Origin of the sequence: Desulfovibrio fairfieldensis, from assembly GCF_001553605.1 — a bacterium.
GTDB lineage: Bacteria > Desulfobacterota > Desulfovibrionia > Desulfovibrionales > Desulfovibrionaceae > Desulfovibrio > Desulfovibrio fairfieldensis.
In genome coordinates, this window is record NZ_CP014229.1 from 3,619,482 (window position 1) to 3,646,379 (window position 26,898).

At 53.0% G+C, this 26,898-nt stretch carries 21 protein-coding genes; 7 read left to right on the plus strand and 14 right to left on the minus strand.

The genetic code is table 11. The annotated features are described in order from the left end of the window. From AXF13_RS15340 to AXF13_RS15350, 3 genes are all read left to right on the plus strand, one after another. Entirely contained in the window at window positions 1-1,014 is a 1,014-nt protein-coding gene (locus AXF13_RS15340) for a hypothetical protein (protein ID WP_062254536.1), read from the plus strand. A gap of 17 nt (window positions 1,015-1,031) precedes the next feature. Further along, window positions 1,032-2,633, plus strand: a complete 1,602-nt coding sequence (locus tag AXF13_RS15345; protein ID WP_062254538.1) for a hypothetical protein — start codon at window positions 1,032-1,034, stop codon at window positions 2,631-2,633. A 408-nt stretch (window positions 2,634-3,041) separates the two neighbouring features. Continuing rightward, on the plus strand, window positions 3,042-4,088 hold the full coding sequence (locus tag AXF13_RS15350) for a glycosyltransferase family 2 protein (protein WP_150116202.1): 1,047 nt from the start codon (window positions 3,042-3,044) through the stop codon (window positions 4,086-4,088). 24 nt (window positions 4,089-4,112) lie between these two features. Here the strand turns inward: AXF13_RS15350 and AXF13_RS15355 are convergent, their stop codons facing one another. Genes AXF13_RS15355 through AXF13_RS15370 form a run of 4 tightly spaced genes read right to left on the minus strand, consistent with a single transcriptional unit; the run spans window position 4,113 to window position 11,633 of the window. Further along, window positions 4,113-4,856 carry a M48 family metallopeptidase gene (locus tag AXF13_RS15355; RefSeq protein WP_062254540.1) on the minus strand — a complete coding sequence of 248 codons (744 nt, stop codon included), beginning with the start codon at window positions 4,854-4,856 and terminating at the stop codon, window positions 4,113-4,115. Continuing rightward, window positions 4,856-7,924, minus strand: a complete 3,069-nt coding sequence (locus AXF13_RS15360) for a type I restriction endonuclease subunit R (RefSeq protein WP_062254542.1) — start codon at window positions 7,922-7,924, stop codon at window positions 4,856-4,858. Before AXF13_RS15360 ends, AXF13_RS15355 begins: the two co-directional genes overlap by 1 nt. After that, window positions 7,921-9,180 carry a restriction endonuclease subunit S gene (locus AXF13_RS17310; RefSeq protein ID WP_083522134.1) on the minus strand — a complete coding sequence of 420 codons (1,260 nt, stop codon included), beginning with the start codon at window positions 9,178-9,180 and terminating at the stop codon, window positions 7,921-7,923. Before AXF13_RS17310 ends, AXF13_RS15360 begins: the two co-directional genes overlap by 4 nt. Beyond that, the gene (locus tag AXF13_RS15370) at window positions 9,174-11,633 is read right to left on the minus strand and encodes a type I restriction-modification system subunit M (RefSeq protein ID WP_062254546.1); all 2,460 of its coding nucleotides are present in this window, start codon (window positions 11,631-11,633) and stop codon (window positions 9,174-9,176) included. Before AXF13_RS15370 ends, AXF13_RS17310 begins: the two co-directional genes overlap by 7 nt. Window positions 11,634-11,913: 280 nt before the next feature. Here AXF13_RS15370 and AXF13_RS15375 point away from each other — a divergent pair, with 280 nt between their 5' ends. Both AXF13_RS15375 and AXF13_RS15380 read left to right on the plus strand, forming a co-directional pair. Next, window positions 11,914-12,243 (plus strand): helix-turn-helix domain-containing protein, encoded by a 330-nt coding sequence (locus AXF13_RS15375; protein WP_150116203.1) that lies wholly within the window; start codon window positions 11,914-11,916, stop codon window positions 12,241-12,243. A gap of 10 nt (window positions 12,244-12,253) precedes the next feature. Further along, window positions 12,254-13,492, plus strand: a complete 1,239-nt coding sequence (locus tag AXF13_RS15380) for a type II toxin-antitoxin system HipA family toxin (protein ID WP_062254549.1) — start codon at window positions 12,254-12,256, stop codon at window positions 13,490-13,492. Window positions 13,493-14,103: 611 nt separating this feature from the next. Here AXF13_RS15380 and AXF13_RS15385 read toward each other — a convergent pair. The 7 genes from AXF13_RS15385 to AXF13_RS15405 all read right to left on the minus strand — a co-directional run bounded on the left by AXF13_RS15385 (window position 14,104) and on the right by AXF13_RS15405 (window position 21,089). After that, entirely contained in the window at window positions 14,104-14,697 is a 594-nt protein-coding gene (locus tag AXF13_RS15385; protein ID WP_062254551.1) for a YagK/YfjJ domain-containing protein, read from the minus strand. A 362-nt stretch (window positions 14,698-15,059) separates the two neighbouring features. Then, a complete protein-coding gene (locus tag AXF13_RS15390; RefSeq protein WP_083522135.1) occupies window positions 15,060-16,985 on the minus strand; it encodes a DUF3987 domain-containing protein in 1,926 nt (641 codons plus the stop codon). Window positions 16,986-17,049: 64 nt separating this feature from the next. Then, window positions 17,050-17,505, minus strand: coding sequence for a hypothetical protein (locus AXF13_RS15395; protein WP_150116204.1), 456 nt, complete (start codon window positions 17,503-17,505; stop codon window positions 17,050-17,052). 92 nt (window positions 17,506-17,597) lie between these two features. Further along, window positions 17,598-17,804: a helix-turn-helix transcriptional regulator gene (locus AXF13_RS16295; RefSeq protein WP_083522136.1), complete on the minus strand. Its 207-nt coding sequence runs from the start codon at window positions 17,802-17,804 to the stop codon at window positions 17,598-17,600. Window positions 17,805-18,166: 362 nt separating this feature from the next. Further along, the gene (locus tag AXF13_RS16950; RefSeq protein ID WP_150116205.1) at window positions 18,167-19,183 is read right to left on the minus strand and encodes a hypothetical protein; all 1,017 of its coding nucleotides are present in this window, start codon (window positions 19,181-19,183) and stop codon (window positions 18,167-18,169) included. Between the two features lies 1 nt (window position 19,184). Beyond that, window positions 19,185-20,351, minus strand: coding sequence for a tyrosine-type recombinase/integrase (locus AXF13_RS15400; protein ID WP_223299941.1), 1,167 nt, complete (start codon window positions 20,349-20,351; stop codon window positions 19,185-19,187). 555 nt (window positions 20,352-20,906) lie between these two features. Beyond that, window positions 20,907-21,089: a hypothetical protein gene (locus AXF13_RS15405; RefSeq protein WP_062254558.1), complete on the minus strand. Its 183-nt coding sequence runs from the start codon at window positions 21,087-21,089 to the stop codon at window positions 20,907-20,909. Window positions 21,090-21,744: 655 nt separating this feature from the next. Here AXF13_RS15405 and AXF13_RS15410 point away from each other — a divergent pair. Further along, window positions 21,745-22,170 (plus strand): PA2779 family protein, encoded by a 426-nt coding sequence (locus tag AXF13_RS15410; RefSeq protein ID WP_062254560.1) that lies wholly within the window; start codon window positions 21,745-21,747, stop codon window positions 22,168-22,170. 25 nt (window positions 22,171-22,195) lie between these two features. Next, the gene (locus AXF13_RS15415) at window positions 22,196-22,942 is read left to right on the plus strand and encodes a tetratricopeptide repeat protein (protein WP_062254562.1); all 747 of its coding nucleotides are present in this window, start codon (window positions 22,196-22,198) and stop codon (window positions 22,940-22,942) included. A gap of 78 nt (window positions 22,943-23,020) precedes the next feature. Here AXF13_RS15415 and AXF13_RS15420 read toward each other — a convergent pair whose 3' ends face one another. From AXF13_RS15420 to AXF13_RS15430, 3 genes are read right to left on the minus strand one after another with little or no spacing between them, the layout of a single operon-like run. Next, window positions 23,021-24,328: an L-cysteine desulfidase family protein gene (locus AXF13_RS15420; RefSeq protein WP_062254564.1), complete on the minus strand. Its 1,308-nt coding sequence runs from the start codon at window positions 24,326-24,328 to the stop codon at window positions 23,021-23,023. Window positions 24,329-24,388: 60 nt separating this feature from the next. Then, window positions 24,389-25,372 (minus strand): tripartite tricarboxylate transporter substrate binding protein, encoded by a 984-nt coding sequence (locus tag AXF13_RS15425; protein WP_062254566.1) that lies wholly within the window; start codon window positions 25,370-25,372, stop codon window positions 24,389-24,391. Between the two features lie 24 nt (window positions 25,373-25,396). Further along, a complete protein-coding gene (locus AXF13_RS15430) occupies window positions 25,397-26,890 on the minus strand; it encodes a tripartite tricarboxylate transporter permease (protein WP_008682378.1) in 1,494 nt (497 codons plus the stop codon). Between the last annotated feature and the right edge of the window lie 8 nt (window positions 26,891-26,898).

A 26,898-nucleotide genomic window follows, 5' to 3' on the forward strand; every position in this document is an offset into this window, starting at 1 on the left:
ATGCCATTACCGTTTATTCCAATTCTGCTCGGTGCTGCTGCTCTTATCACCGGTGGGTATGGCGTGAAAAAAGGCCTGGACGCCAAGGAAGATTTTGACAGGGCGGAGTCCATTACCGCTAACGCCCGGAGCATATATGACAAGGCCAGCAGATCCTTGGAACGAACTAGGGAGGACGCGCAGGATGCCTTGGAAGAATTGGGGAAAATAAAACTGAAGGCCGTTGATGAGGGTCTGAAACCTTTTGCTGCCGCCTTTGAAAGAATTAAGAATGTTGAGTTGGATGAGGACATTGAACTTAACCCCGAACTGTCCATCACTACCGAGTTGGCGAACATTCAAAAAATAGTTCTTGAGATTTCGGACGTGCTCAAGGGAGGCGTTGCCGCTGTTTCCGGTGGCGCATTGGCGGGTTTTGGCGCGTTCGGCGCGGCGGGCATGCTGGCCACAGCCTCCACGGGTACAGCTATCAGCGCTCTCAGTGGTGTGGCCGCCACGAACGCCACTCTAGCGTGGTTCGGCGGCGGCGCGCTGGCAGCCGGAGGGTTAGGCATGGCCGGTGGCACGCTGGTGCTGGGCGGTATTGTGGCCGCTCCGGTGCTGGCTGTGGGAGGTCTTTTGCTGGCCTCCAAGGCGGAAGAGGCGGTCAACGACGCTCGCTCCAACCTGGAAAAAGCCAAGGGCGCTGCGCAAGGAATGGAGATCGCCCGCACCGCCGCCAAGGCTATTCTGAGGTGCACTGAGGAAATCGGCGACGTGCTCCAGACCCTGCTCATTCATTTTCTTGAGGCCAACGGTGAACTGAAAGCCTTGGTGGACCGAGAAACCGACTATCAGGTCATCAAAACTAACGCTCGCGACAGGTATATTGTGCAAAAATCCTGCGGCTTGGCGCGCACCGTCACCAACATCCTCGAGACGCCCGTGTTCGATGATAACGGTGTGGTCACGCAGGCCACCAAAGAGTTGACTCAAAACAGCCGTCAGTTTTTGGAAAAGCTGGCGGCCATGTGACTATGGAGAAATGTACCATGACTACCGCAACTCTGTTCGCCGCACCGGATTTCTTTGCCAAGCCCGAGCCTCAAGACGCCATGCTTCCCCGGAGCCTTATGGAAGACGTCTCCACCGAAGTGGGCAATCAACTGCTCAGAAAATTTATGGCTTCTTTCGGCAGCAATCTGGCCTTGGCCGACGGCGTAGCCCTGTACGCCGGGCAGATCAATACCGGCCGCTCCATCTACGCCGTTACCCACAACAAAGATGGCTCGCCCAACAACAGCCCGGTCAAGTTCGGTTTTGTCTTTGAATCGCAGGTTACGGGCGAGCAGAACAGAAGCGCTGTCATCCACAACACGGGTAAAACCTATGCCCGCACGGACGACTTATATCTTGATAAACACCGGGACGGAAGTCCTCTACCGCACAAGGACTTGGAAAGCGTCGCCTGCTACAATAACGAATATACGGATGTGGTGGGCTATTCCGAAAACGGCATTTGCGTCAAGCAGCAACTCAAGGTGGTAAAAAATACGGAAGTATTGCTTGAGGAGCGCTACACCCTTTCCGAGGACCCGCAGGCCCCGGATGAAATAGTGGTACCGGCGGACGACTATGAGCGCCATAAAACGAACCTGGAGCGATATGCCCAAAGCCCCAATCCAGAACTGAGCGCCAAAGCCCGAGCCGCCTTGCAAAAGCTGCGGCCCAGCACTACCACCCGCGCCCAGACGGAGAACGGGGCGGCATACCGATATGTTGTCCGTCAAACCGTCACGGATGCGGGCTGTCGGGCAGGAGAAAGAACACTCAAAGGCTTGTTGGCCGAAGTGGGTATGCTGGTGGTAGGCGGAGCTGTCTGGGAATTACGGGAAGCGGCGGAAAATCCCCATTCGCTGAGCATCGGGCAGCGCTTTGAGCGTTTTTGGGGCGTGATCTGGGGAAAACTGACCTCCAGCGCTGTGGTACGTGCGGGCAAGGAGTTCGGACTGGAAGCCTTGAAGTTGCTGATGGGCGCGCTACGCAGCATCTTCAAGTCTGCAGGGGTGCTACTGTCCACCATAGGTCAGGGGCTCAACACAGTGTGGGAGTCCGTGTACGGCTATTTGACCGGAAAAATTTCGTCCTTTTCCCAGTTAGTGTCAATTATTCTCAAAAGTTTGACCACGGTTGGTATCGGTACTCTAGCCTATATGTTGGAACAACAACTTACTGCGCTGGGCATACCCAACATTCTCGGAGAGCTTTTAGCGACGGCCTTGGCGGCCGTAGCCATTGTCTTCGCCAACAGAACCATTGACGCCTCCATTTACGTACTGGTGAACCTTTTTTCCGGCGCGGAAGCCTCCAAAATTCGGCTGGAACGCATTGAAGAACTGTGCAGGGAAGCCATCCCCCGCCTGAGCGCTGAACGGGAAAACCTTGAACGCACCATACAAAGCTACTACCAGGAAAGGAAAACCCTTTTCAACGCTGTGTTCCACGATTTCAAATCAGCTCTGTCCTCCAGGGACACTGTAAAGACATTCATGGCTCTGGAAACACTTAACCAGGATTTTGGATGTACCCTTGGCTGGAAGACAGAGGAAGAGTTCGATGAAATGATGGAAAGAGACGCAGTCTTTGTTCTGTAGTTTTTTATAAAATTAAGGGAATTGTGGATATGGATGGACAAGGAAAATCAACAGTATAGCGGATGAACTTTCCGTGTCATTGCTATTCGGTTAAGGAGAAAAAATAGCTCTGGTCAAACTGATCCATCAGAGTGAAGTTTTTCTTCAGTCTGGTGAACTCTCGATGTTCTTCAAGCAGGCGCAAACAGATGGAATGCCGCGTGCCCACATACATTTCGTCCACATTGAATGAAAATGCAGGCAACTAAAAGAATATTTATGAAAGGGACATGCAGGAAGATTGGATTATGGTGAATTCGCTCTCTTGAAAAATCTCTTAAACGGCAAATGCCGTTTAAGAGCACTTTTCCTTCCGCAAAGGGAGCTATTTTGTAGATTTTGGTCGTTTTTACCTGATGGGGAAGCATAATGTCTGCAATGCCGGTTGTGAATATTACCATGCCGGTCTTTAACCGATACGAGGTTACGCAGGCTGCTATTCTGGCACTACGCAAAACGTCGCAGGAAGTTCCCTTTTGTCTAACAGTGGTGGATAACGGCAGCGATGCGCCGTTGGTGCGCAAGCTTATTGACTTTAAAGAACGCAGTATTATTGACTATCTTTTTCTCCTACCCACAAATATGGGCGTGGCCTGCGCTGCCAACATCGGTTGGCAACTGGTGGATGCCCCTATTTACATGAAGCTGGACAATGACATTGTCATCACAGAACCACACTGGCTGAAAAAGCTTTTCTGCCTCTGGAGACATGGGCAACCCCTCTCCACGCTGGGCGGCGCGTTTAACCGAAAAATGCTTCTGAAACATCCTGGAACTCTGCGGACCAGAGACGGAATCCTCGGCATCTGCCGTACGAATCTGGCTGGTCAGGCCATTCTGATTCCCAAAGAGGTTTCAGACATCTTGGGCCGGTGGAATGAAGACTACGGCCTTTACGGCACGGAGGACGGCGATTATGGCGCGCGCATGATCGCCGCCGGTTTTCCGCAATACTACTATCATGGTCCGGATTTTTTTCATGATTTGGGTAAATCAGACAGTGCGGAAACCTACTTCGCCCGCAACGTAGACAAGGGGAAAGAAGCTCAGGAGGCATGGGAGACTGCTGACGGTAAACTGGGTCTGTTTGTGACCAACGCAACTCTTTATGACGAATGTATCCGCTCTTTTAAGATCATGCCGCGCTATGCTGTAGTCGACATTACAAATGACTATTACGTCCATGTGATCGAACGTGAAGAATATAAACAGTTCCGACCGGTTCTGGAAGGTATAGCGCAACTCTTCACTGAGCTGATAAACAAGAGAACGCTTAACCAGAGATTTGATCCGGAGCTTGTTCTGAGGATGAAAGAAAGTCTGGCCCGCTTCGGTCAGAGCAGCGACGACATGGAACGCGCTGCTCTGGCCGCTGAACGGAAAGGAATACAGGTTTTTGCCGGAACCGAACAATAGCCCACAGCAACTTATACCGTTTTTCTATTGCCTATTCCCACCTAATAATGTTTCGTCTTCCCACTCTTCATGAGCCACAGGCAGCCTGTTAAGCTTTTTTTTCAGCGCCCGCCAGCGGGGCAAATGCTTATCCATGAGCGCTGTAAAGTTTTGGCCGTGATTGGGTTCCAGAAAGTGCATGAGTTCGTGAACAACAATATACTCAAGGCATTCTCGCGGTTTTTTTGCTAACTCCGTATTGAGAAGAATACTGTAGCGTGCCGGGGTACAGGTGCCCCAACGCGTTTTCATACGACGGATACGAAGCGTCACCGACGGCAGCCCCAGTGCTTTCTGCCACTGGGCCAGTCGCGGCAAGGCGGCTTTGCGCAGAATCTGGCGATACCAGCCCTCCAGCGTTTCCTGCATCTTCCCGGCATCACTGCCGGGGCGCACATACAGGGTCAGGGTACTGTGCTCCAGGTTCACGCCGGGTGTGGTGAGGCGCTCTTCAAGGCGCAGCAAATAGGGGTGACCCCAGACGAAGTGGGTTTCCTGGTTCAAAAATTCGCGGGGCGTTTCCCGCTCCTGCGCCTGAATGACCCGGCGTTGCTTCCTGATCCACTCCAGCTTGGCAAGGGCAAAAAGGCGGATACGCTCATCGCTCATCCACAATGGCGCGGAGATGCGCACGCTACCCGCCGGAGGATATACGGCAAGGTGGATATTCTTGATGGCCTTGCGCTGCACATCCACCGCAAGTCCGTTGAGCATGAGCGTGCCGGGCATCAGTATTCCCCTTGGGCATCCACGATTTTGAAGATCCGCTCCACATCTTCATGGGGTGGTAACTGCCGTGCGAGTAAGGCTTTAACCGCATTTCTTTTGGCGTGGTTTCGGCGCCAGCCGTGCGGACACTCCTTGAGCAGGGCATCATGCACGCGCAAGGCCAGAGCTTCGTCCTTACCCAGATTGTCGTAAAGGGCTCGCTTGCCTTTGGTGTCGCAACTTTTGGGGATGGCACCGCCGTGCCCCTGCTGCATGGGATGCAGTACCTCTTCGGCCAATCGTTGCAAATAAGCCTCGTATTCCAACGCCTTGGCCCGGCGAAGGGCGATCAGCTCCGCCAGCACCGTGGACATGCGCTCGTAAAACTCGGGATTGCTGGCCTGCTCGTCATGAATGACGCGGCGTACATTGTTTTCAATAGCTTCAGCCACAGCCTCCTGGTTGTGCCTCAACTTGGCGAAACGCTTTTCAATGGCCTCCTGTATGCCGCTCTGCTCCACAATTTCCAGCAGCGACATATCATCGAAGGCCGAAATGATGCGCGGTTCAGAGGCCTCTACATAGCGGTCCAGCAGATCACGCATGTCGGCCTCAAAGGGCTTGAAGTCCAGTACTTCTCCGCTGGCCATGCGCACGGCATCACGCAGATGGACGGCTTGACTCACCAGCCCCTTGATATGCGCCGCTTCGTCTGGAGTATAGCCTGCCGCCAGCATCTCGTCGGCCATATTGGCATAGGCCCGCAGCAGTTTGATGACGCTGTGATACAGGCCCGTGCGACGCGGCTCATGGGCAGCCAGATCATCCGGCAGTTCGGTATTGCCGCAAAAATAATGAATATATTCCAGATCTCCCTTGGGCGGCGGCACAGGCTCACAGGCAAGCTGAAAAGCTTCCACCGCCGCGTCCAGTTTTTCCCGGCAGGCGGCCAAGCGGTTTTTGAGCAGAATCTGCGGATTTGCGGCATCGGGCGGCATGTCCAGCTCCGAGGTATACACGGCTATGGAATGTTCTACCTTGCGGAATAAATCCTTGAAATCCACAATACGCCCAAAATCTTTCCAGTCTTCCTCGTCGCCAGCCACGCGATTGGTACGGCAGATAGCCTGGAAAAGGCCGTGATCCTGCATGTGCTTGTCGATATAGAGATAGGAGCAGGGTACGGCGTCAAAGCCTGTCAGCAGTTTATCCACCACAATAACCAAGCGCATGTTGGCCGGTTCTTTGACAAAGAGCTTTTTGGTCCGCTCCTCGTAGACTTCCGCCGGAGTCTTGCCCGCACGGGCTTTCACATGCTCCAGCAGAGCGACATATGTCTTGTAAATGAACTGGCGGGCGGTTTCGGTGTTTTCTCCCATATCTTCGGCCGCATCGCGCGTTTGGAGATTATAGGAAGTGACCAGGCCGCATTTGCCCCGGAGCGGCGTCTGTTGGAAAAGTTCATAGTACTTGCAGGCATCCCGGATACTGGCGGCCACCAGTATGGCATTTCCCCGTCCGCCGCTCAGGACGGGTTTGGTTTCAAAGTCAAAACAGATTTCCCCCACAATCTTTTCCATGCGTGAGCGGGAACTGAGCAGATTCTGCATCGTGCCCCAACGCTTTTTCAGCTCCGCTTTCTGCCATTCGTTGAGGGGCGCAGTTCTGGACTCGAATAGCGCGTCTATTTTGGCCTCGGAGCTGAGGCGTTGGTCAATATCCCGCGCCTCGTACAGGAGATCCAGCACAACCTTGTCGCGTACGGCCTCGTCAAATTTGTACGTATGGATATAGCCGCCGAAAAGTTCCATGGTGGTCTGTTTGTCGGTCTTGAGTAGAGGTGTGCCCGTGAAGCCTATGAACACCGCCGCAGGCATGGTGGCCCGCATGGCCTTATACAGATTACCGCTCTGGGTGCGGTGGCACTCATCCACAAAGACGAAAAGTTCCCCCACAGTCAAGCCGGGCTGGGAAGCAAGGGCGGCAATATAGGCTTTGAGGTCCTGCTCGCCCCGCTGGCTGCGGGTGCCGAATTTATGGATAAGGGCGCACATGAGGCGTAAGTCGTGCCGTTGCAGGGCGGGTAACAAATCCCTGCCTCTGTCGATGCGCTGGACATGCTTTTGCCCGGCGTTGTGAAATACGCCCTCAATCTGTTGGTCCAGTTCAATGCGGTCGGTCACCACCAATACGCGGGCCTTGGGCATATTTTCCAGTATCCAACGGGCCAGCATGACCATGACCAGCGATTTGCCGCTGCCCTGCGAGTGCCAGATAATGCCGCCCCTGTAGGCGCGCACATGCTCCTGGGCGTATTTGACGGCAAAGTACTGGTGAGGGCGGGGCAGTTTTTTGCGCCCGCCGTCAAAGACTACAAAATCATGCAACAATTCAATGAACCGCTCCTTATTGCAGATTTTGCACAGATATTTGTCCAGCAGGGACAGGCTGGCGTCGCCCTCATCTTCCTTCCAGCGCTGATAGTGCTTGGCCGGGGTGCCGATGGCGCCGTAACGCAGGCCTTCGCTGTTGTTGCCCGCCATGAGCCACTGTACTGTGGTGAAAAAGCCGGGATTGTATTCCGACCCCTGGTTGGAAATAAGCTGTCCGATGCCCTGGTTCACAGAGACCGAAGCTCTTTTCAGTTCAATGACCGCCACGGCAATGCCGTTGATGTAAAGCACCAGATCCGGGCGACGCTCCAAACCTTCGCGCAGAGTCACCTCTTCGGCAATGACGAAGTGGTTCTTTTCCGGCTGCTTCCAGTTGATGCAGAACACGGTCTGGTGGTTTTCACCCGCCTCCACCTGCACGGGAATGCCGTAGCGCATCAGGGAATACACGGCTTCGCTGGCGGCATAGAGACTCCGTCCGGCCAGCAGGGTTTCTTGCCGCAGCACGTCCACGGCGGCTTTGGCGTGGGCCGGGCTGTAGCCTTGCTCCACCAGAAAAGGCAAGAGCAGGGACTCCTCCACTGAGGCATTGCCCTCACGGTGCTGCCAGTCACCCAAATAACTGTAACCCAGTTCGTCACGGAACAGGGCAATGACGCGCTGTTGCGTGACGCGTTCGGCGTAGGGATTATTCATACGAGGCGAATCCTTCCGGTAAGCAGTTCCTGCATCATTCCTATTTTTATCTGCCGGGCCTTGGCCAGTTTGGCTTCCAGGGCGGCAATTTCATCGTCCATGTCGGAAAGGATGTTGGAGATGGCGGTTTGTTCTTTTGGATTAGCAGGTATAGTAATTGCGAAGCATTCAATGCTGCTGGGAGCAAGATTCTTGATACTCGTTCCCGCCAACAAAATATCCAAATGCTGTTTATACTCAATTGTTTGGAATAAATAACGAAATATTTTTTTTGACTCGATATTGCCATATGCTCTAAAACACGCCATGAATGCGCCAAATGTATACTTATATTCATCTTTACAATAAAAAACTGCTGACTTTCCAACAAGAGCCTTGCTCCCATTGGCCATACAAATTAAAAGATCTCCGTCTCTTAAGATTTGTTTTTCAGAAACACACCGCTTATCAACATGCTGTATAGTTGAAAAAAGAATACAATCATCCTTGATGTTATTCGCACGCAGTAGCCTAATGCTGTCTTCAGTAGCATTGCTGTAAAGGTCAGAATCAGGGTTATATCCCACTCCACGAAGACATTTGCCGACATGAGCCAAAGTGATCTCTTTCCATTCCCCTCCAAATCCAGGCAGTCTTCTCTTGCCCGTAAGCAGTTCCTGCATGGCCCCCTGCTTGATCTGCCGCTTTTTGGCGATACTTTGCTCAAGGGCCTCAATGAGGGCGTCGGCATCGGAGAGAGCAGTGGCGATGGCTATTTGTTCCGAACTATGTGGCGATAATGGAATACAGAATGACTTGAGACTAGCGTTTGTAATTTGATTGATGGTAGCACCGAGATACTCAGAAATTTGCCTCTTTATTATTTCAGATTGAAATAAATAACTGAGCATGGATCCTATTGAGCTTCTAAATACAGTCATGAATGCGCCGAAGGTCATGCCATCTACTCGCTCATCAAGCAGGGCAGATTTTCCTATTAGACTACGGCTGCCATTTCTTACGCAAATAAGCAAATCACCATTTCGCGCTTTTATTCTCTCTGGTATGTTCTTCTTAACATATACATTATCCTCAAAAGAAAGAGAATTATTTTGTATATTCGAAGCACGCAAGACTAATGTACCATATTCACAAACATCATTAGGGCTATACGTCAATCCAATGAGTGCATCTCCAAGCTCTCTTAGTAGCTTCACCTCCCAATCCTCTGGAATCTCCCCCACTTCCGTAAGCTTGTACCCCTTTCGCGCTACCACGAGAATCCCATCCTTTGCAGATGGGCCTGCACCTTGGTCTCCAACTCTTCCACCCTCTTGTCCAGTTCGGGCATAGGGGTGGCATAGCGTTCGGCCAGTTCTTTCACCCGGCCGGTAAGCCGCTGGCCCACGCTGTCCAGTACGGAGGCAAGCGCGCTTTCAAGCTGTGCCAGCCATTTATCGTCAATGACCAGCGTTTTGACCTCCTCCTCTGTCAAGGTGGGGATGCGGGCGTACACGGCAGCGTCCAAAGCCTTGTCCCGTGTTTTGATGTCTTTTTTCAGGCTGTCGATACGTTCCTGAAGACCAAGCCAGCCCTCCAGTATTGCCAATTCTTCGGCATAATGCTTTCTGTTGTGCTTATATTCCTTGATGAGCCGCTTGACGGCGGCCTTGTCCACAATCCTCTTGCTGTCGCTCGTGTCGGTGGCCTCTTCGTCGGCGTCCTTGCCCTCCTTCAGTGGAAGGAGGGTGTTTTCAGCCTCGTTGTCTTCCGCTTCCAGTGCCTCGCGCTCGGCCAGCTTAACGTTCAGTTCCTCGCGCAAGGCTTCCAGCTCGGCCTGTTCCGCGGCAAAAAAACGGGCCACCACCAATTCCTTGGGAGTGAGATCGCAAGCCCATCCCTTGTCGACCTCTTGCCCTTTCTTTTTGCCGGACTTGACGACTTCCACCACGCGCACAATTTCCGCCTGCCAGCCGCTTTGACTGATACTGTAGCAATCGTCCTGCATGGCGGCATCCCACAAATCCATGAAGCACTGATAGGCCGTGTAGTTGTCCATAAGGGGTTGGCCCGCGTAATGGGCCAGCAGATCATTGGCGGTGCGCGTTCCCAACTCCTTGGGCGAATGCCCCTGGGCAAAGGCCGCAAACCTTGGGCGTTGTTTTTCACGCCAAGCGACAAAGTGTCGGGCCATACGCCGCATGAAGCCCGCAAATTCTTTATGCTCACGCACCGTTGTGCGAATCTGAGCGCTGTCCACGGCCAGCCGCACGTAGCCGGGCCTGTCTTCCGTCATGGGGGCGAAAAGCGTGTCCCGCAGGCCGGGGCAGACCCTCCAGTACTCGGCAAGAGCGTCCACGTCCGCCACAGGAATGCCGCCACGCAAATGGCCTTCGATGTCCTGCCTGTCTTCGGCTTCCTGACTGTCGATGTAGCGGGGAAGATTCAGATTGCAGCCGTTGGCTTCAATATCCGCATGACTGACCATGCGGGCAAAGCCCGGCACGTCCCTCTGCTTCAAAAACACATCCACGATTTTGTGGATGTCGCGGGCGCGCAGACGGTTCTTGGAGCCGTCCTTTATGAAGCCCTTACTGGCGTCCACCATGAAGATGCCCCTGCGCGAGGCGGCCTGCTCCTTGTCCAGCACCACAATGCAGGCGGGAATGCCCGTACCGTAAAACAGGTTGGCGGGCAGGCCTATGATACCCTTAATATAGCCGCGCTGTAACAGGGCTCGGCGGATGTCGGCCTCGGCATTGCCGCGAAAGAGCACCCCATGCGGAAGAATGCACGCCCCTTTGCCCGTGGGCTTGAGCGAAGCCAGAATATGCAGCAAGTAGGCGTAATCGCCGTTCTTCTCCGGTGGAATACCCAGTGTGAAACGGCCATAGGCGTCATTGTCGGGTATGAGGCCTGTGCTCCAGTCCTTGTCGGAAAAAGGTGGATTGGCCACCACATAGTCAAAGGTTTGCAGCGCCTCACCATTTTTAAACAGGGGAGTGGTGAGCGTGTTGCCGCCCTCGATTTCCGCCGTGGCATAGCCGTGCAGCACCATGTTCATGCGCGCAAGGCCCTGGGTGGCTACGTCCTTTTCTTGTCCGTAGAGGGCCACCTTGGTGGGAGCCGCTTCCCCCACCTTGAGCAAAAGGGAGCCGGAGCCGCATGTTGGGTCGTAAACTGTAGTGCGGGCCGTAGTCTCGGCTTGGGCAATGCCGATGATGCTGGCCATGATGCGGCTGACTTCGGCGGGGGTGTAGAACTGCCCCTTGCTTTTGCCGCTCTCGGTGGCAAAATGGCGCATGAGGTACTCATAGGCATCGCCCAGAATGTCGTCCCCATCGGCGCGGTTGCGGGAAAAATTCAGGTTCTCAAAAATGCCGATAAGCTTGTCCAGACGATGCACCATCTCCGCACCGCTGCCGAGCTTGGCGGTATCGTTGAAATTGGCGAATTTCGGCAGGCCGTTTTCGGAAGCGATGGGTTCAAAAATTTTCTTGTTGAGCTGATCCCCAAGGTCAGAACTGCCTTTAAGGGCCACCATGTCGGCAAAACTGGCGCCGGGCGGAATGGTGATTTCAGCATATTCCCCTGTATATTTGTCGCTGATATATTTGACGAAAAGCAGAGCCAGCACATAGTCCTTGTACTGGCTGGCGTCCATGCCGCCGCGAAGCGCGTCGCAGGACTGCCAGAGGCGGGCGTAGATTGCGGATTTTTTCAGGGCCATTGGGGAGTTCTCCAAATTCTGACGTACTGTGGGACGGCGGCTTTTGCCATTGTTCCAGGTAGATTGATATATCGAAATTCGTCAAAAAAATCTTTTCAAAAGTGGCGGGTCAGCCTTCTGTATTACTAGGGTAGTTTTTCCTGCCAAGCTCGCATCATGTGCTTTGAGCGAGTTTCGAAAGGCTCACATGACCATGAGCATGCGAATCCTTGACAAAAATGACAATGCACCGCAATTTATAAAATAGTGTTTCAGAACGAAAATATATCGGACTCACATCATGGCATATAACCCATTTAATCCTTGGCAGAACCAGCCTTCAGACATGGGCGCGTCCATGCAGGATTTGTTGCTGCGGCAGCAGCAAAGGAGCATGGCCCAGCAACAGGCTGGATCCAAAGCCCAAAACACGATGTATGAAATCGGCCGACTTATTTCCATGCGACGTAACAGCATGGGACTTTCGCATGAACAGCTCTCGGAGTTGTCAGGAGTTTCAGGATTTGAAATCATGCAGATTGAATTTGGCAATAGTAACTCTACGTCCATTGAAAAGCTTTTTCGTATCACGGCAGCTCTTCGTCTGGAGCTGAACATGTTCCCTTTTTAGGTGACTGCCAGTGCTTACCGTCTGGTACAACAAGGAACTGGTGGGAAAATTGTACCCGGTAGAACGGGGAAACATAGTGTTTCAATATGCCGCCTCGTGGCTGGCGAATGCTGGCAGTATACCGATTTCATTGAGCCTTCCACTGGTGGACGAAGCCTTTTCCACTGACCTGTCTACAGCTTTTTTTGACAATCTTCTGCCCGAGGAATGCCTCAGAGAGGCAGTAGCCCGTGAACGCGGCCTGGAGTCAAGCGCAACATATGCATTGCTGGAAGTCCTCGGTGCGGAGTGCGCCGGGGCTTTTGTCATTCTCCCCGCCCATGAGACGCCTGTAGAGGCCCCCTATAGTTATACGCCGCTCAGCCAGGAGGCATTGACCCGCTATATTGCCCAGCTTCCAACGCAGCCGTTGCTTGGCGGACAGGAAGAGATGCGCTTGTCGCTGGCGGGCGCTCAGAGCAAGGGCGTGGTGCGAATAGATGCCCACATGGGATTTTCCCTTCCACAAAATGGCGCTCCAAGTACGCACATCATCAAGCCCGCCTCCATTCGCTTTCCAAATCTGCCGGGAAACGAAGTATTTTGCATGGGGCTGGCGGCACACATGGGGCTTGAGGTGCCGCCTTTTTTCCTGACGTCGACTTTGCCTCAGGCCTTTGTGGTAGAGCGTTATGATCGAAGAATAGTTGGCGGTAGTATTGAACGGCTGCATCAGGAGGACTTTTGCCAAGCCCTTGGGCTTGCGAGCAGGAGAAAGTACCAGAGGGGCGCGGGTTCGGCTACGCTCCCCCAATGCTTTGCTCTGCTTTCACATTGTCAAAATCCCGCTGGTGACGTGCATAAGCTTTTGCAATGGGTGATTTTCAACGTGTGCATCGGCAATTCCGACGCCCACGCAAAGAATATTTCCTTGCTCTATGACGGAAAAAAACCTCGCCTTGCCCCCTTCTATGACCTTGTGAGCACGGCCCCCTACAACGTCAGCCAAAAGCTGGCCTTAAAAATAGGCGGTAAAAACGATGGAGATCGTCTTTACCACGGTGAGTGGAGGCGCTTTGCCGCTGATATTTCAATGGAATATGGCGCATTGACAAATGTGGGGAATGGCTTGGTCAGTTGCCTGCGAGACAGCATTGACGGGCTTGCAGGGGACTTCATTGCTCAGTACGGTTTTATCCCAGAAATTACAGAGATTGTAAAAACCATCAAACTGCGGACTACATTTCTTTTGCAAGAATGGGAAAAGTAATTTCAACTGATTTCAACCTGCTTTGTTTGTAAGGAGGGAGGAAATTGCCCATTAAAACGCCTCCTCCAGATGTTCCTCTGCTATCTTCCTCCAGATTTCTACTTCGTAAAGTGAAAATTAGCCTGATCCATCAAGGGCCTGTTATCTTGTAAAGGCAAAGAGGCAAGATAATAGTGAGCCTCCTCAACGGTATAGTTGATGGCGTCTACGGGGATAAGCATGGGGGACGCCTCCTGTCACTGAGTAGTGACTGGCTGCCACAGCCTAACAAGAAGTCATAATGTCCGCTGCCAGCCTGATCGTCCCGTTTTGGAGGGGAACGGCGCATCATCCGGACTGAGCATGTGGTACAGCCAGTTCAGCAAATCATCCCCGGCGTAGGTGACCTTCCTGTCGATGCACAGTTTGCAGTTTGGGCCTTTATTGATGGCGTCCGACGGCTCATTGAGGTTATGCATAAAATCATCTGGCCTATAAGCTGTTCTCGGAAGAAAAGAGGCGGATATAGTTCTTCATGGCAGCCACCCCAAGCTGGCGATCCGCTGCCGCATCTCCGGCACGTTCTCGAATGATGATTGCCGAGAAAAGTTTTGAGAGATGACGATACTCATTCAGTGAGGAAATTGGGTACACCCGAAGTTACGTTGGCCGTCGTAGCCAAGCTCCTTGGTATAGGTTTTGGCGAGGTAGGAGATCTGGCGCAGGACGTCATGGTAACGAGCCCTGTAGACCTCATGCCCAGCATCCCTGCGCAGCATCTTGCCGTTGTAATCGGGTGCGCCAGCGACCGTGCAATGGTCGATACAGCCCGTGACAGGGCAGCCTAATGTGCGCCCCCAAGCATCTTCCACGTTGCGGAAAACGTGGCTGTAGGCTCTGACCTTTTGTCCATCGAGCAGCAAAGCACAGTGGAAGTGCGGATGCTTACTTAGGCACTGTTCCCTGACCCAGATGTAACATGGGTCAAGCCCCCATCGCTTGTACTTCTTGACCACATAGGCGAGACAGGTAGATATGTCCCTGTTGTTGCCAGCCTTAACGTAGGCAACGGGATAGCGTATGTCAAAGCGTACTACGAGAACCTTAGAATGTTTCATCGTGTAATACTCAAGCAGAAGGAGTATCTTGTTGTTGATATTGTTGATATAACCATATGGATACGCTCTTTGCATGTTATTCATGATGCCTATTGACATATTTCTCATTGTTGTTTCCTTGTTTGAGTGCTGTATGTATTATTTTTAATCATTAGTTAATGACGCTGTGTTATTTAATTGAGATTGATACAACTATTTTGTTTATTAATTTTTATATTAAGTATTACATACCTCCTAATCCTATATTTATGGAAACTCCTTGATCTCAATGAGAATTCTTTCGGCATGCCGCTATGTTCAGAAATATGATTGTGTCCGAGTTATTACGCCATAGCATAATCTCGGATGTATGGCTAACGCCTCAGCATATGCCTTTAGGCTAAGGCGTTAGCCTTCAAAAAATCATTTTTGACAAGCAGGAGCGAGCAAAAAGCATCTATGGTAAGGGGATAGATGTTTTTCCCATGTCCTCATGTGCGTTGTCGGTACCTATTTACCTCAAAAAAATCAGGATGAAGCACAACCTTAAGGTTTGCTGTGGCGTCATCGTAGACTGCCAAGTATTTATGCCTATCGAGAAGGTGTAAAGCATTGTTGGTATTCTCAGCGTTGATCTTGGTCCTTCGCTGTATCGTGGAGGAATCAATGCCTTCGTTAAGAAGCTTGTCTTGTTCCCAGCGATTAGTGATACGATAGAGGCTTTCAAGAATCTTTTGCGCATGCAAATATGCTTGTAGACCACATGGATCATATGCGTAACGTATATGTTCAATCGTGGCGGAAACCAGCTCAATGGCTTGCTCCATTTCCTGACCAGTAACAGGCACAGTGTGGGGGAGTTCGTGATTCCATGCATGAATATCCCAGGCAAAGCGTATCGCTTGACCGTGCGCCTTAAACAAGCATGGCTTGGCAACGTTAGGCATATCAGGAATTACGCCGTCGCAAATTTCTTCAGCGAAGTTATAAATGAGCTTCAATGCCTCCGATGTTACTCTGACTTGATAATGGGGAGCATTTCTGTCTTGTGTGTAAAATATTTCAAGTAGCTGAAGGATCTTTTTATTATACGCGGCGAACGGTTCCCCATTGCTAGTATACAGAAAATCAGGCGCTGAGTTTGAATGAAAATATGGAACCATGCGTGCAGTTACACCAATTTCATTCAGGGCTTCATTGCCATAAAACCTACTGGCCACTACTGGCTGCACCAAGTTCACCATCGGCAAAGCCGGATGTTCTAACTTGACCCGTTTCTTGGCGTTTTCATAGACGTATGGCTCCTGTGTATGTCCCTGCAAGAACAGAGTGGCGGCTTTAGAGTCGCTGATCAGCTTGCTGTTGATCATGCTGCCTTCGGCCGTTATGCACCCTTGACACTCGCCCTGCTCATAAAGAACGGAAGCCAACTGAAAGGATGTTGCCTTGTCTACCAAGAGCTGGATCGGAGCATGGACTTCTCCAACTTTCTGCAACAGATTTCGATTAAATTCCGCAGCGTCGGCAATGGCTCTCGTCAAAACCTCAATTTCTTCCTGCTGCCCGATGTGTCCAATTGCGTCAAAAGCAGCGGCAAATTTTTTTTCCGCACGCCGCTCTGTGATCTTTTTCGATAACCGGGCTTTTTCCTTGATGGACTGCGCGCGGTGTTCATAGCCGTCGTTCGCTTGGGAGCAAAACTGGCCAAAGGGGGAGCGCAGATATGACGCAAGCGACGATTTCCTTGTTCCTGAGTTCGCTATCTGGATCAGCATATCGACGGCAGGCTCTGACCAATCATCGTTGAGAAAGATGGAAACGCGCCCCCATGTGGCAATGGACACAGCTCCAAGTATGGAAAGCGCTATGCCAATCCGGTCCAAGCCGGTAATATTTGAAATATAATCTGCCGTGTCACAAATTGATTGTGGGATAGATTGGAAGGAACATGTTCTAAATATTGGCAGTTCCAGTGGCATGATAGAGTGTCGTGACAGCCTCCGTTGCTCTCGGACAATGCGATGTTTGCGGCATTCTTCATCGCAATTTTTTTTGTATTCTTTGGCCTCTCTATAAAAACGATTGGCCCGTTCTAATTCGTGAAGCGGATCAGCGAGACGGACACCTCTAAAATCAAGGCCTTCGCGCGAGTAACGACGCCGAGGCGCGTGGACGTTCTTCAAAAGAGGATTTATGATTTCACAACTAACAGAGGACGACGTCTGCGTTTTTACCTGTTCTGAATACGAGGTAGTGGAATCGGCGAAAGAAACAGCTTGACTATTCCAGTCGTTCTGGTCGGAGTTATCGCCATGAGCATCAGATTCGGCCATTTGCCTTTCCACATCAGCACGGATAGCTACGGTGTCTCCGAACCTTTTACGCTGTATTCTCTTATCAGAGTTCTTCTGGTTCATATATGGCTCCTAGCATTTGGGGATGATGTCGGGTGAGAAAGGGCTTTTATGGTAACACTTTTGATTAGCTGTTATAATCGCCATCATCTCTTTGTTGAGGAACATCACTGTTTCCACCGATGTGGTACGGCGTCAAAATGGTCCCATCATCCGTATATCTTACCCGGACATATTCGCAATTGCGATTTTCTTCAGAGAGAAGAGCTTTAATCGCGGCAGACGCAGGAACGAGTTTGTACTTGGGGGCTGTGGGTTGAATTTCTTTTACCGTCAACATCTCTGCGAGCATGGCCGTGACTTGGTTTTTGTTCAAACTCTGCCGCAGAGCGATGGCGAACGGTGGATGTCCATCTATGTAGTCCTGCGCTACGGCTTTCCGTTTAGCACTTCTGCCGGAGGCAGAAAGGCGCTTACGGGATTTTCGAATGGTTGACGAAAATGTTTTTGCGTCGTCCACTCCGTGAGTCATGCCTGTTTCGGCGCTCGCCAAGAGAGGTGTGGACTGAGAGGCGTCGCTCATGATGTCCTCCTTTTGCTCTTCCAGCAGCATCAGCTGCTGGAAGAGCAAAATTTTTCTATATCAACAAATTCAGAATCCTGAGGCCAAAATGCCTAACGAGCCTCAGACGGATCAATACGATGCTCTGCCAAGTATGCCTCTAGGTCACAAAGGCGGTAGCGGACGGAACGTCCCAGCTTGACATATGGTATCCCCCTTCGCTTGAAACGGTTCGCACGGAGGGTGGAAAGGCTTAGACCAGTCCGATCCGCCACCTCCTGCTCAGACAGGCAACGACACGAGGTCTCTGCAGTAGGCATTAGCTGCCTCCCGTTTTTTTTTTTGGAGCTCCGGCTCTCCTCTTACAGGGGAGGGGAATCTTTGAGCGAGAATTTTGGGGAGAGGATTCGCTTAAATCTACTAATAGGAATAGATAGTGATAAGTGCACTGAGACGAGTGAGTAGGACGTTTCTGACGGAACTTTAAAAAATCCGTAGAAGCCTTCGCGCGGTTAGTCGCGAATTATTGAGTTATGGATGCCTGTACTCAATTGAGAATGACAGCCATACGGATATGGTCGAGCGGAGAGCAGAAGGATATAAATGAACTTGAATGGTCGCGATGATCGGCACAAAACAAGAGCCGCCACTGCCTTGCTACTTATGCCTGGAATGTATTGTTTTACAATGCAAAGTTATATTCAAAAAATTTTACAGATCGTCTCGTAAGCATTTGCTTAGCCGTGGATGTTTCTTTCACATGGCGCAACCAATCTTCGGAAGATTGTTCCCCGCTGATTTTTTTAACAGCAGAGTTGAATTGTTTTCTCCATGAATTTGTACATACTGAAAATTGTTTGCAGTCGTTACAATTTTCTGCTGTAGACTTTTTACTTGGATCACACTTTATTTTTGCATCATATTTTTTGTATTTATCAATAACAAAATCTAGATTACAATTACTGGAAATATATATATCATAAAGCAGAAGCCCGGTAGACTTATAAAATACGTTATTTAACGATTGCCTATGCTTTCCTGATTTTAATTCCTTATGAATATCTCCCAATATTTCTTGAACGCTGCTATGTTCATAATCTCCATCAGATTTAAAAAGTGTTGCTTGTTTTGTAAGCTCTTTTATTGTTTCTTTAACTGTAAGATTTTTATTTATAAGAAACAGAATATAATTATTACAATCTCGGACGAGGCATTTTCTTTCTGCAAGTTTAACAATTGGAAATGCTTTAGGGAGCTCTATTCCTGATCTAAAATTTAATATTATCTCTTCAATGTTATATGGGAATGGAAGAAAGGATGCTGGAATCATAAATTTAGATTGTATATCTAAAATATTTTTAATATTTTTAATTTCATTAAATGCTTTTATAATTTGTTCTTTAAAATTTTTAAACGTGAAACGTCTAGTTTCAAAAATATCACAATTAAATTGTTTATTTAATTCATCAATAACTATAAGCTCACATAACGTCATGACATCAGAAAAAAAATCTAATTGCATTGCGTATGGAATGTTATAACGCATTTGAAAATGGTCATTTAGTATACACCCAATAGTTTCAATTCCTTTTTCTATATCTCCATTATTATAGCATGACATTTCAAATCTACGTTTTGCATATTCACAAAAAAAGAAAGATTCTTCCAAAGTCGTCTGGTCAAGAGCGGAGTCTGCCATCTCACTTTTTCTCCATGTCAAAGATTTCATCTGCAATGCTGGCTGCTCGCTGCATCGCTTCATCGGCCAAGTGCGCGTAGCGCTGGGTCATTTGCGGGCTGGAATGTGTCAACAGCTTCTGCAACGTGTATAAATCGACCTTACCGCTGGAAGCAAGAAACGACGCATAGGCATGGCGCAATCCGTGGAGAGGGCGAAAATTGGGAGGAAGGCCCGCAGCGTCACGAACTCTTCGCGCAGTGCGAGAAAAAAATTTTCGTTGTCCTCCATCCCTTCCTGGAAATACATAGGGACTGACCGTCCTCTGTATCCGCTCAAAAATTATTTTTGTTGCTGGCGTCAGAGGTATTCGCTCTGTTTTGCCCTTCTTGGCGGCATCACCGCGTAACGTGATAAAACCTCTTTCAAAATCAATATCATCCCACCGGAGAGCCATCAATGCGCCCTTTCTCATCCCTGTTGCCAGTGCTAACCGAAGGAAGGCTGCGGCGTTCTGGTCAGCTTCCTTATCAAGAGCTTCTAGATATTTTTTAAGCTGGTCCTGTGTGAGACATTCTGTTTTTTCATTATCAACAACCGGCATTTCAAAGTATAGTTTGGAAGAATCAATAGTAGGGCAAAGTCCTTTTTTGACTCCAAACCGTATAATTCTTCGCAACAGCCCAATGGCATGTTTGATTGTCTGCGGAGATTTGTTAGCTTTGTTCATTCGTTGGCTAACGGCATCGACCTCAAGAGTGAAAATTTCTTTCGGCAGTTTTTGGGCAAAATCCTTCTCAAGGTATAGCTTGTAGAGCGAAATGTCAGTTTGCCAATTTCTGTTCGGTAAGGCCTCTTGATAAAGCCTCCATAGCTGTTCAATTGGCATACAGGCAGCTTTCGCCTTCTTTTCCGTTTCTTGCTGCTGCCTGAGTTCCTTCCGTGACAATCGTTTGCCTTCAATCCTTTCGGCTCGAATGCCGGAAGCTTTCGCCGCAGTCATTGCGTCTGCGTATTGTCTGCCGACCTTTTCCTCAATAACCTTGCCATCTTTTTTGAAAACTATATAAAAAACCTGTTCGTCGGCATTGGCCTTGCCAAGCCTTTTGACAAGGCGATAAAAGACTCCAGGGTATTTCGTCTTAATTCGTTGAGGTGTCCCCACTTTCCGACCTCCAAATTTTTCCAACTCTATTTCCAACCTTCTTCTTGAAAAAGGGTGCCAGAAAATATTACTAGATACAAGATCTGTTCCAGATATCTATATAAAATTAAAAGATAAAGAAAAATGGTAAAAAAAGATGTAATAATAGGCTAATTGCCTTTTAAGCAGAGAGTCGCAGGTTCGATCCCCGCACGACCCACCAATTTTCCATCTCACGAAGCCCCGCAAAGCCTCAAAAGCCTTGCGGGGCTTCACTTTTTCCGGATGTTCCGTCCCGGATTTCCTGCCCGCGCGCCTGGAACGCAACGTGGATTTGCCCGAGAGCAATGGCCGACATCGGCAGTCCTGGCTTTTCCGATCACCTGCAAAAAGTGCCACCACAGGCGATATCCCAGCGCAATCCCCAGTTCCGCGCCGGCCAAAATTCATTGCCATCGACATCGAGATGTCTGATTGCTTCAAAGAATGCCTGTGCGGCAACGGCCGCATGTTTGCTGTTCCCCCCATTTTTTTCGCTTGGCAAACCGGCCCCCGCAAGGGGGGGACCGGGTTCCCCCAAGAACCCGGCCCACCCTTTACTTAGTTGTTCTTAACCTCCTTTGGAAACACTGCGGAAAATACCTGGCAGGCATCGGCCACGGCGTCTCTCGGGCTCAGTTCCGGATCCAGCGCCAGCATTATGCAGGCCGAATGAGCAACCGCAAGCCGCGTTTCGTGGTCGAATTCCGCCACCGTCTGTATCTGTTCCGCTTCCACTACCATGTGCAATCCCTCCTAATTTGATCGCACCCCCCTAGGCGCTGTTTCTGAATTGTCCTTTCGCCCTCTGCCTGCGTCAGGCTCGCCCCATGCGAAGGTCAGGTTTGAATATGCTCCCTTCGCCTCGCCTTTCTTGGCAGAGTATGACAATTCTTATTCAGAAACGGTCCTAGTTATTATGAAGATTCCATTATAGTCAAAAATAGATAATTTGCTATAAGAATTTATATTTTTTGAATGATTATTTATTAATATCAATAAGTTATATTTTACAAGGGGGCGGGATTCTTATGCGCCAGACCCTATTTCTCCCGCGCGGACAAAAAAGGCCGGGCAGAAGCGGCTTTTCCGGCCTGAGATTATATTGGGGAATGAAGGCTGGTTGGGGATGTTCGTTGTGGTGTCCTCGTAAACTGCCGACTTTTCATCCGGCGAATTGTCATCGTCACTTCGAGATGACGCGGGCCGAACGCCCGCTGTTTTGCCGCCGCTACACTTTTGCCGGGGCGGGTTCGGCCGCCCGGCAGACGGTCGTCAGCGCCGGTTTCCGCGTACAAAATTTTGGCGTTGACGGTCCGGGGGCTAAGGGCTAGGGGGGGAATCGTCGAAAAGCGGCTTTGTATGTGCCAACTGGTTTCACATTTACCGGATGGATGCCATGCGAATGTCTCTGTGTCTTTTTAGAGTGGCGGCGCTGCTGCTCATCCCGCTGTTGGCGGTGAGTCCGCGCGCCGTGGCCGGTTTCATTCCCACTCTTTACAACCTTTCGGATGAGGACTCGCGTCGGCTGGAGGCGGCGCGACGGGATCTGGAAGGCAAGATCGTGCGCCATTATCTCATGGCGCGCGGCCAGCAGGAAGAGGCGGCGGCCAAGGCCGCGGCCGCCATGAGCGACGAGCAGCGCCGCAAAACCATTGATGTGGATATTCCCAAATACATCAAGGGCAGCTCCGGCGACGGCCTGCTGGTCCTGCTGGCGATCCTGCTCGTGGGCGGCGCCGTGCTGGGGGCCGCGCTGGGAGGGGCATCCTCCCGCTGCGATGACGACGACTACAATCATAACCGAAATTATTGCTGCCCTTGAGACGGCGGAGAAAGGAGGATTTGCCATGCGCATATCGCTCAACAGCCTGGGCCGTCTTATAGGGGCCTTGCTGCTGCTTTGCTGCGCGGCCTGCGGGCCGCACCACCTGCCTGATCCCCTGACGCCCGAAGAGCATCTGGACCTGGGCAAGGCCTACGAGGCACGGGGCGAAACCGAACGGGCCCAGGGCCAGTATACGGCGGCGGCCGTCACGGTGCCGGAAGGTGATTTCTATCTGGGCAATCTGGCCGCCGCTACCGGGCAGGACGCCGTTGCGCTGGAGTATTACCGCAAAGCCCAGCCGGATATGCCCGATGACCCGCATCTGAACAACAATCTGGCCTGGGTGCTCTGTCGTCTGGGTGAAAAGAACAATGATAAAAAGCAATTGCAGGAAGCCAGCGCCTTGGCCCGCAAGGCCTTGGCCGCCGCGCCGCCGGACCTGAAGCCCCTGTGCGAGGATACCTTGCATCACACGCAACAGGTGCTGCGCGGCGAAGCGCCCGCCGAAAAGACCTTGCCGCCGCCGCGCCGTCGGCGCGCCCGCCAGGACGCCGGTGTGCCCGGCGGAACCTCGGCCCGGCCGACTGCCCCTGTTCCGGACCGGGTTCCGGTTCAGAGTCCGGGCCGGACTCCAGCCCGGTCGCCGGAAGCCGCCGGGCCCGGCGTGCCGCCCGGAGGCGCGCCCGTGGCCTCGCCCGCGCCGTCGGCCCCGGACAGACGGCATCAGCCCGGCCTCACCCGGCCCAGCGCCGTGGACCCGGAACAGTAGGAAGCCAGCGCCGCTTCTGACAGAAAAAAGGGAGGCCGGATCACCGGTCTCCCTTTCGAATTGTTATGTCCGGAACGCCTACAGGGCGGCGGCCCTCGGAGCGTCGGCCAGCATGACGTTGATGACCGTTTTATCGACCGAGCACATGCCCTGCGTGCTGATGGTGCCGAGATTCTGGATGGTCGTTTCCGGGCGGATTGAGACAATGCCCTGCCCGTGGCCGATATGGATGTTCTGGCTGGCCAGAAGGGCGCAGAGCACGGCTTCGGAAGCCGCCGTGGCCAGCTTGAAAGCGCAGCCGCCCTTGGCTCCGTCGCAGAGCATGCCGGCCAGGGTGCCGCTCATGGAATTGATGACCCCGGCCAGTTGGCTGTCGTCGCAGCCCAGAAGCCAGGCCACGGAAACCGCCGCGCCGACGCCGGCCGCAATGGCGCAGCCGCATACCGGGGACAGCGGGCCCGAGAACTCCTTGATGGCGATGGTCACCAGGTGGCTCAGGGCCAACGCGCGGATCAGCTTTTCCTCGTCCAGATCCTTTTCGCGGCAGACGATATAGGGCGGCAAAATGGCCGTAATGCCGTGATTGCCGCTGCCCGCGCTGGACATGACCGGCATTTTGAGCCCGGCCATGCGCGCGTCCGCCGCCGCTGCCGCGTACATGCGGACCTTGTTGACCATATTTTCCTCTATGACGCCCTCGTCCATCAGGCGGCGCAGAGCCGCTCCCAGGCCCAGGCCGGGCATCTGTTCCAGACCGGCCTGGGCCATGCGGTAGTTCATGGGCACCCCGGCGATGAGGAAGGCGATCTCTTCCAGCGGCAGGGCCTCGACCTCCTGCCGCAGTTCCTGAATGGTCATGTCCTTGAGGATGGGCGTGACGGCGCTTTTCTTCCCGTCCTCCGCAACGGCCGGGGCCGCTTCCTCCACGGTTTTCCCGTCCCGTTCCACCAGAACCATATTGGTGTGGCCCCCGATGATGACGGCCCGGCCCGTGCCCTGCGCGCCGCTGACCACGGCTTCGATGAAGAAGTTTTCCTCCGCGTCGCAAAGGCCCACCTGGATGGGAACGGCATCCAGAAGCGCGTGGGCCCGGCTTACGGCGTCCTCGTCCACATCGGCGAAGACTTCCAGGCCCTTGTGCCAGTCGCCGCAGGCAAGGGCCAGCGCCACGGCGAATTCTATGCCGTATTCACTGGTTCCCGGTATGCCCACGCCGCGCGCGTTTTTGAAGATGTTGCCGCTCAGGCGCACCCGGACGTCCCTGATGTCCCCGCGGCTTTCCTCCTGGGCGCGCGACACGGCCAGGGCGATGGCCGCCGGTTCCGTGCAGCCCAGGGCCGGTTTGACGTTACGCTTGAGCAAAGAAACGAGATGGTCGCGATACATGTTTTTTCCTTTCAGAGCGGTCGCCTGTAACGGAGATGCCGGAGCAGGTCATCCGCGCGGTTATTGAGCGCCTTTTTCTTCCTTGTACTGGCGGATCGGAGCGGCGAAGAAGTCGCTGTACTGCTTGAGCACCTTGCCGAATTCAGCGCCCGGCAAATAGCTGGGGCGGATATAGACCTGTTGCAGCTTGGCCTGCACGCCGGGATCGGCCAGGGCTTCCTTGAACAATTCCTGGAGGCGCTCCACGCGGTCGGCGGGAATGCGCCTGGGCCCCACGATGCCGTACACCGAGTCGAAAACCAGATTTTTGTCCACCTGTTCCACAAAGGTGGGCGCGTCCGGGTAGTAGGCGTCGCGCTTGGCGCTGGAAACCGCAATGACCCGGATGGCGTCCTTGTGCGGCAGGAAGTTGGCCACCGGGGTGTAGGCCACGCTGATGTGCCCGCCCAGCAGGGCGGTCACCAGTTCGCCGCCGCCGTTGTAGGCGACGTAGGGCACGTTGGAGTCGGGGAAATGCTTCATAAGCTGCATGTGGAAAAATCGCTGCGCTGTGAGCGCGCCGGGGCTGCCGAGGCTGTACTTGTCAGGGGCGGCCTTGGCTTTTTCCATAAGGTCGGCAAGCGAGGCGATACCCGATGCGGGCAGCACGCCCCAGCCCATGGTGAACTCGGAAATCTGCGCGATGGGGGTGAAGCTCTCGTAGGTGAAGCCGCACGGCTTGACCTGCGGCACCACGGTCAGCACGTTGGCCGAGGTCAGGCTGATGGTGTAGCCGTCGGGCCGGGCGCGCGACAGCTCCACCATGGCGGGAATGCCGCTGCCTCCGGCCTTGCTGGTGACCAGCAGGGTGATGCCGTGCTTGTTTTGCAGGTATTCGCCGAGGATGCGGGCCAGCGTGTCGGGGGCGTTGCCCGCGCCGAAAGGCATGATCAGCGTAATGGGGCGGTCGGGAAAGGTTTCCGCCGTTGCGGGCGCGGCCATACAGCACAGGGCCAGCAGGCAAGCGGCGGCTGTCGCCAAACGTCTTTTGACTGTCTCAAACATGCTTGTTCTCCTTACGGTTGCAGGCTATCCCGCCGGTGTGGCGGGTTTGCGGCGCAGTTCGTCCCAGGCCGCCTTGAGGATGATCAGAAGGCTGACGGCCAGGATGGTGCAGGCAATGGGGCTGGTTACAAAAATACTCAGGTCGTTGCGGGAGATGGAGAGCGTGCGCCGGAAATTGGATTCGGCAATGGGCCCCAGAATCAGCGCCAGCAGCAAGGGCGGCTGCGGAAAGCCCCCCTTGAGCATCAGATAGCCGAGCAGGCCGAATCCGGCCATAATCCACAGGTCAAAGGTGGAATTGTTGGTGGCGTAACTGCCGATGGCGCAGAGCACCAGGACAATGGGCATGAGAATGGGGGTGGGCACATGGACGATCTTGCCCGCCACGCGCACGGCCAGCAGGCCGATGACCAGCATGGCTGCCTGGGCCACGAAGAAACTCCCGAAAATGCCGCTGACCACAGTGCTGTGCTCGCTGAACAGCAGCGGACCGGGGGCCAGGCCCTGAATCATGAGCGCGCCCAGCAAAATGGCCGTCAGCACATCCCCCGGCACTCCCAGAACCATCATGGGAATGAGCGCCCCGCCCGTGACGGCGTTGTTGGAGCTTTCCGTGGCGGCAATGCCCTCAAGGGTTCCCGTGCCGAAGGCTTCCGGCGTGGCCGAGTGCCGCTTGGCTTCGCTGTAGGCGATGAAACAGGCCGCGCTGGCTCCCGTCGCCGGAATGATGCCGATGATCGTGCCGATGACCGAGGAGCGCAGCAGATTGAATTTCTGGACCAGCAGCTCCTTGAGCGCCAAGCCCTTGTTGGAAAGACGGCCGTATTTCACTATGCCGAACTGGCCGCGAAAGACGTCTTCCAGGGAAAGCATGACCTGCGACACGGCAAACAGGCCCACCAGCGCCGGTACCAGGGGAATACCGCTGAACAGGTCCGGCATATTGAAGGTGTTGCGGAAATCCCCTGAAACCTGGTCAATGCCGATGGAGGAAAGAAAAAGTCCGAAAAAGGCGGCCGCTAGGCCTTTGACAATGTTGCCGGAAGAAAATGTCGCGACCACCGTAAGGGCGAACACGGCCAGGGCAAAGTATTCGGGCGCGCCGAAGCGCATGGCCGCCATGGCCAGCAGCGGGGCGCAGGTCACCAGGGCGACGCCGCTGAAGGTGCCCCCCAGAAAGGAGGCCCAGGTCGCCATGTCCAAGGCCTTGAGCGACTGCCCTTTTGCCGTGAGTTTGGGGCCTTCCAGTATGGTCGCGGCGGCGGCCACGGTGCCGGGGGTGCCCACCAGAATGGCCGAGATGCAGCCCCCGTAAATGGCGCCGCAATACATGCCCAGCAGCAGGGAGAAAGCCTCCACCGTGGGCATGCCGAAAGAAAGCGGTATGAGCAGCGCGACGCCCATGGCCGCCGTCAGGCCCGGTAATGATCCGAAAATAATGCCCAGAGCCACGCCCGAGCAGTTGGCGAGAAGCGCCGCCGGCGTCAGGGCCTGTTGCAGTCCCGCAAAGATATCCATTATGCCGG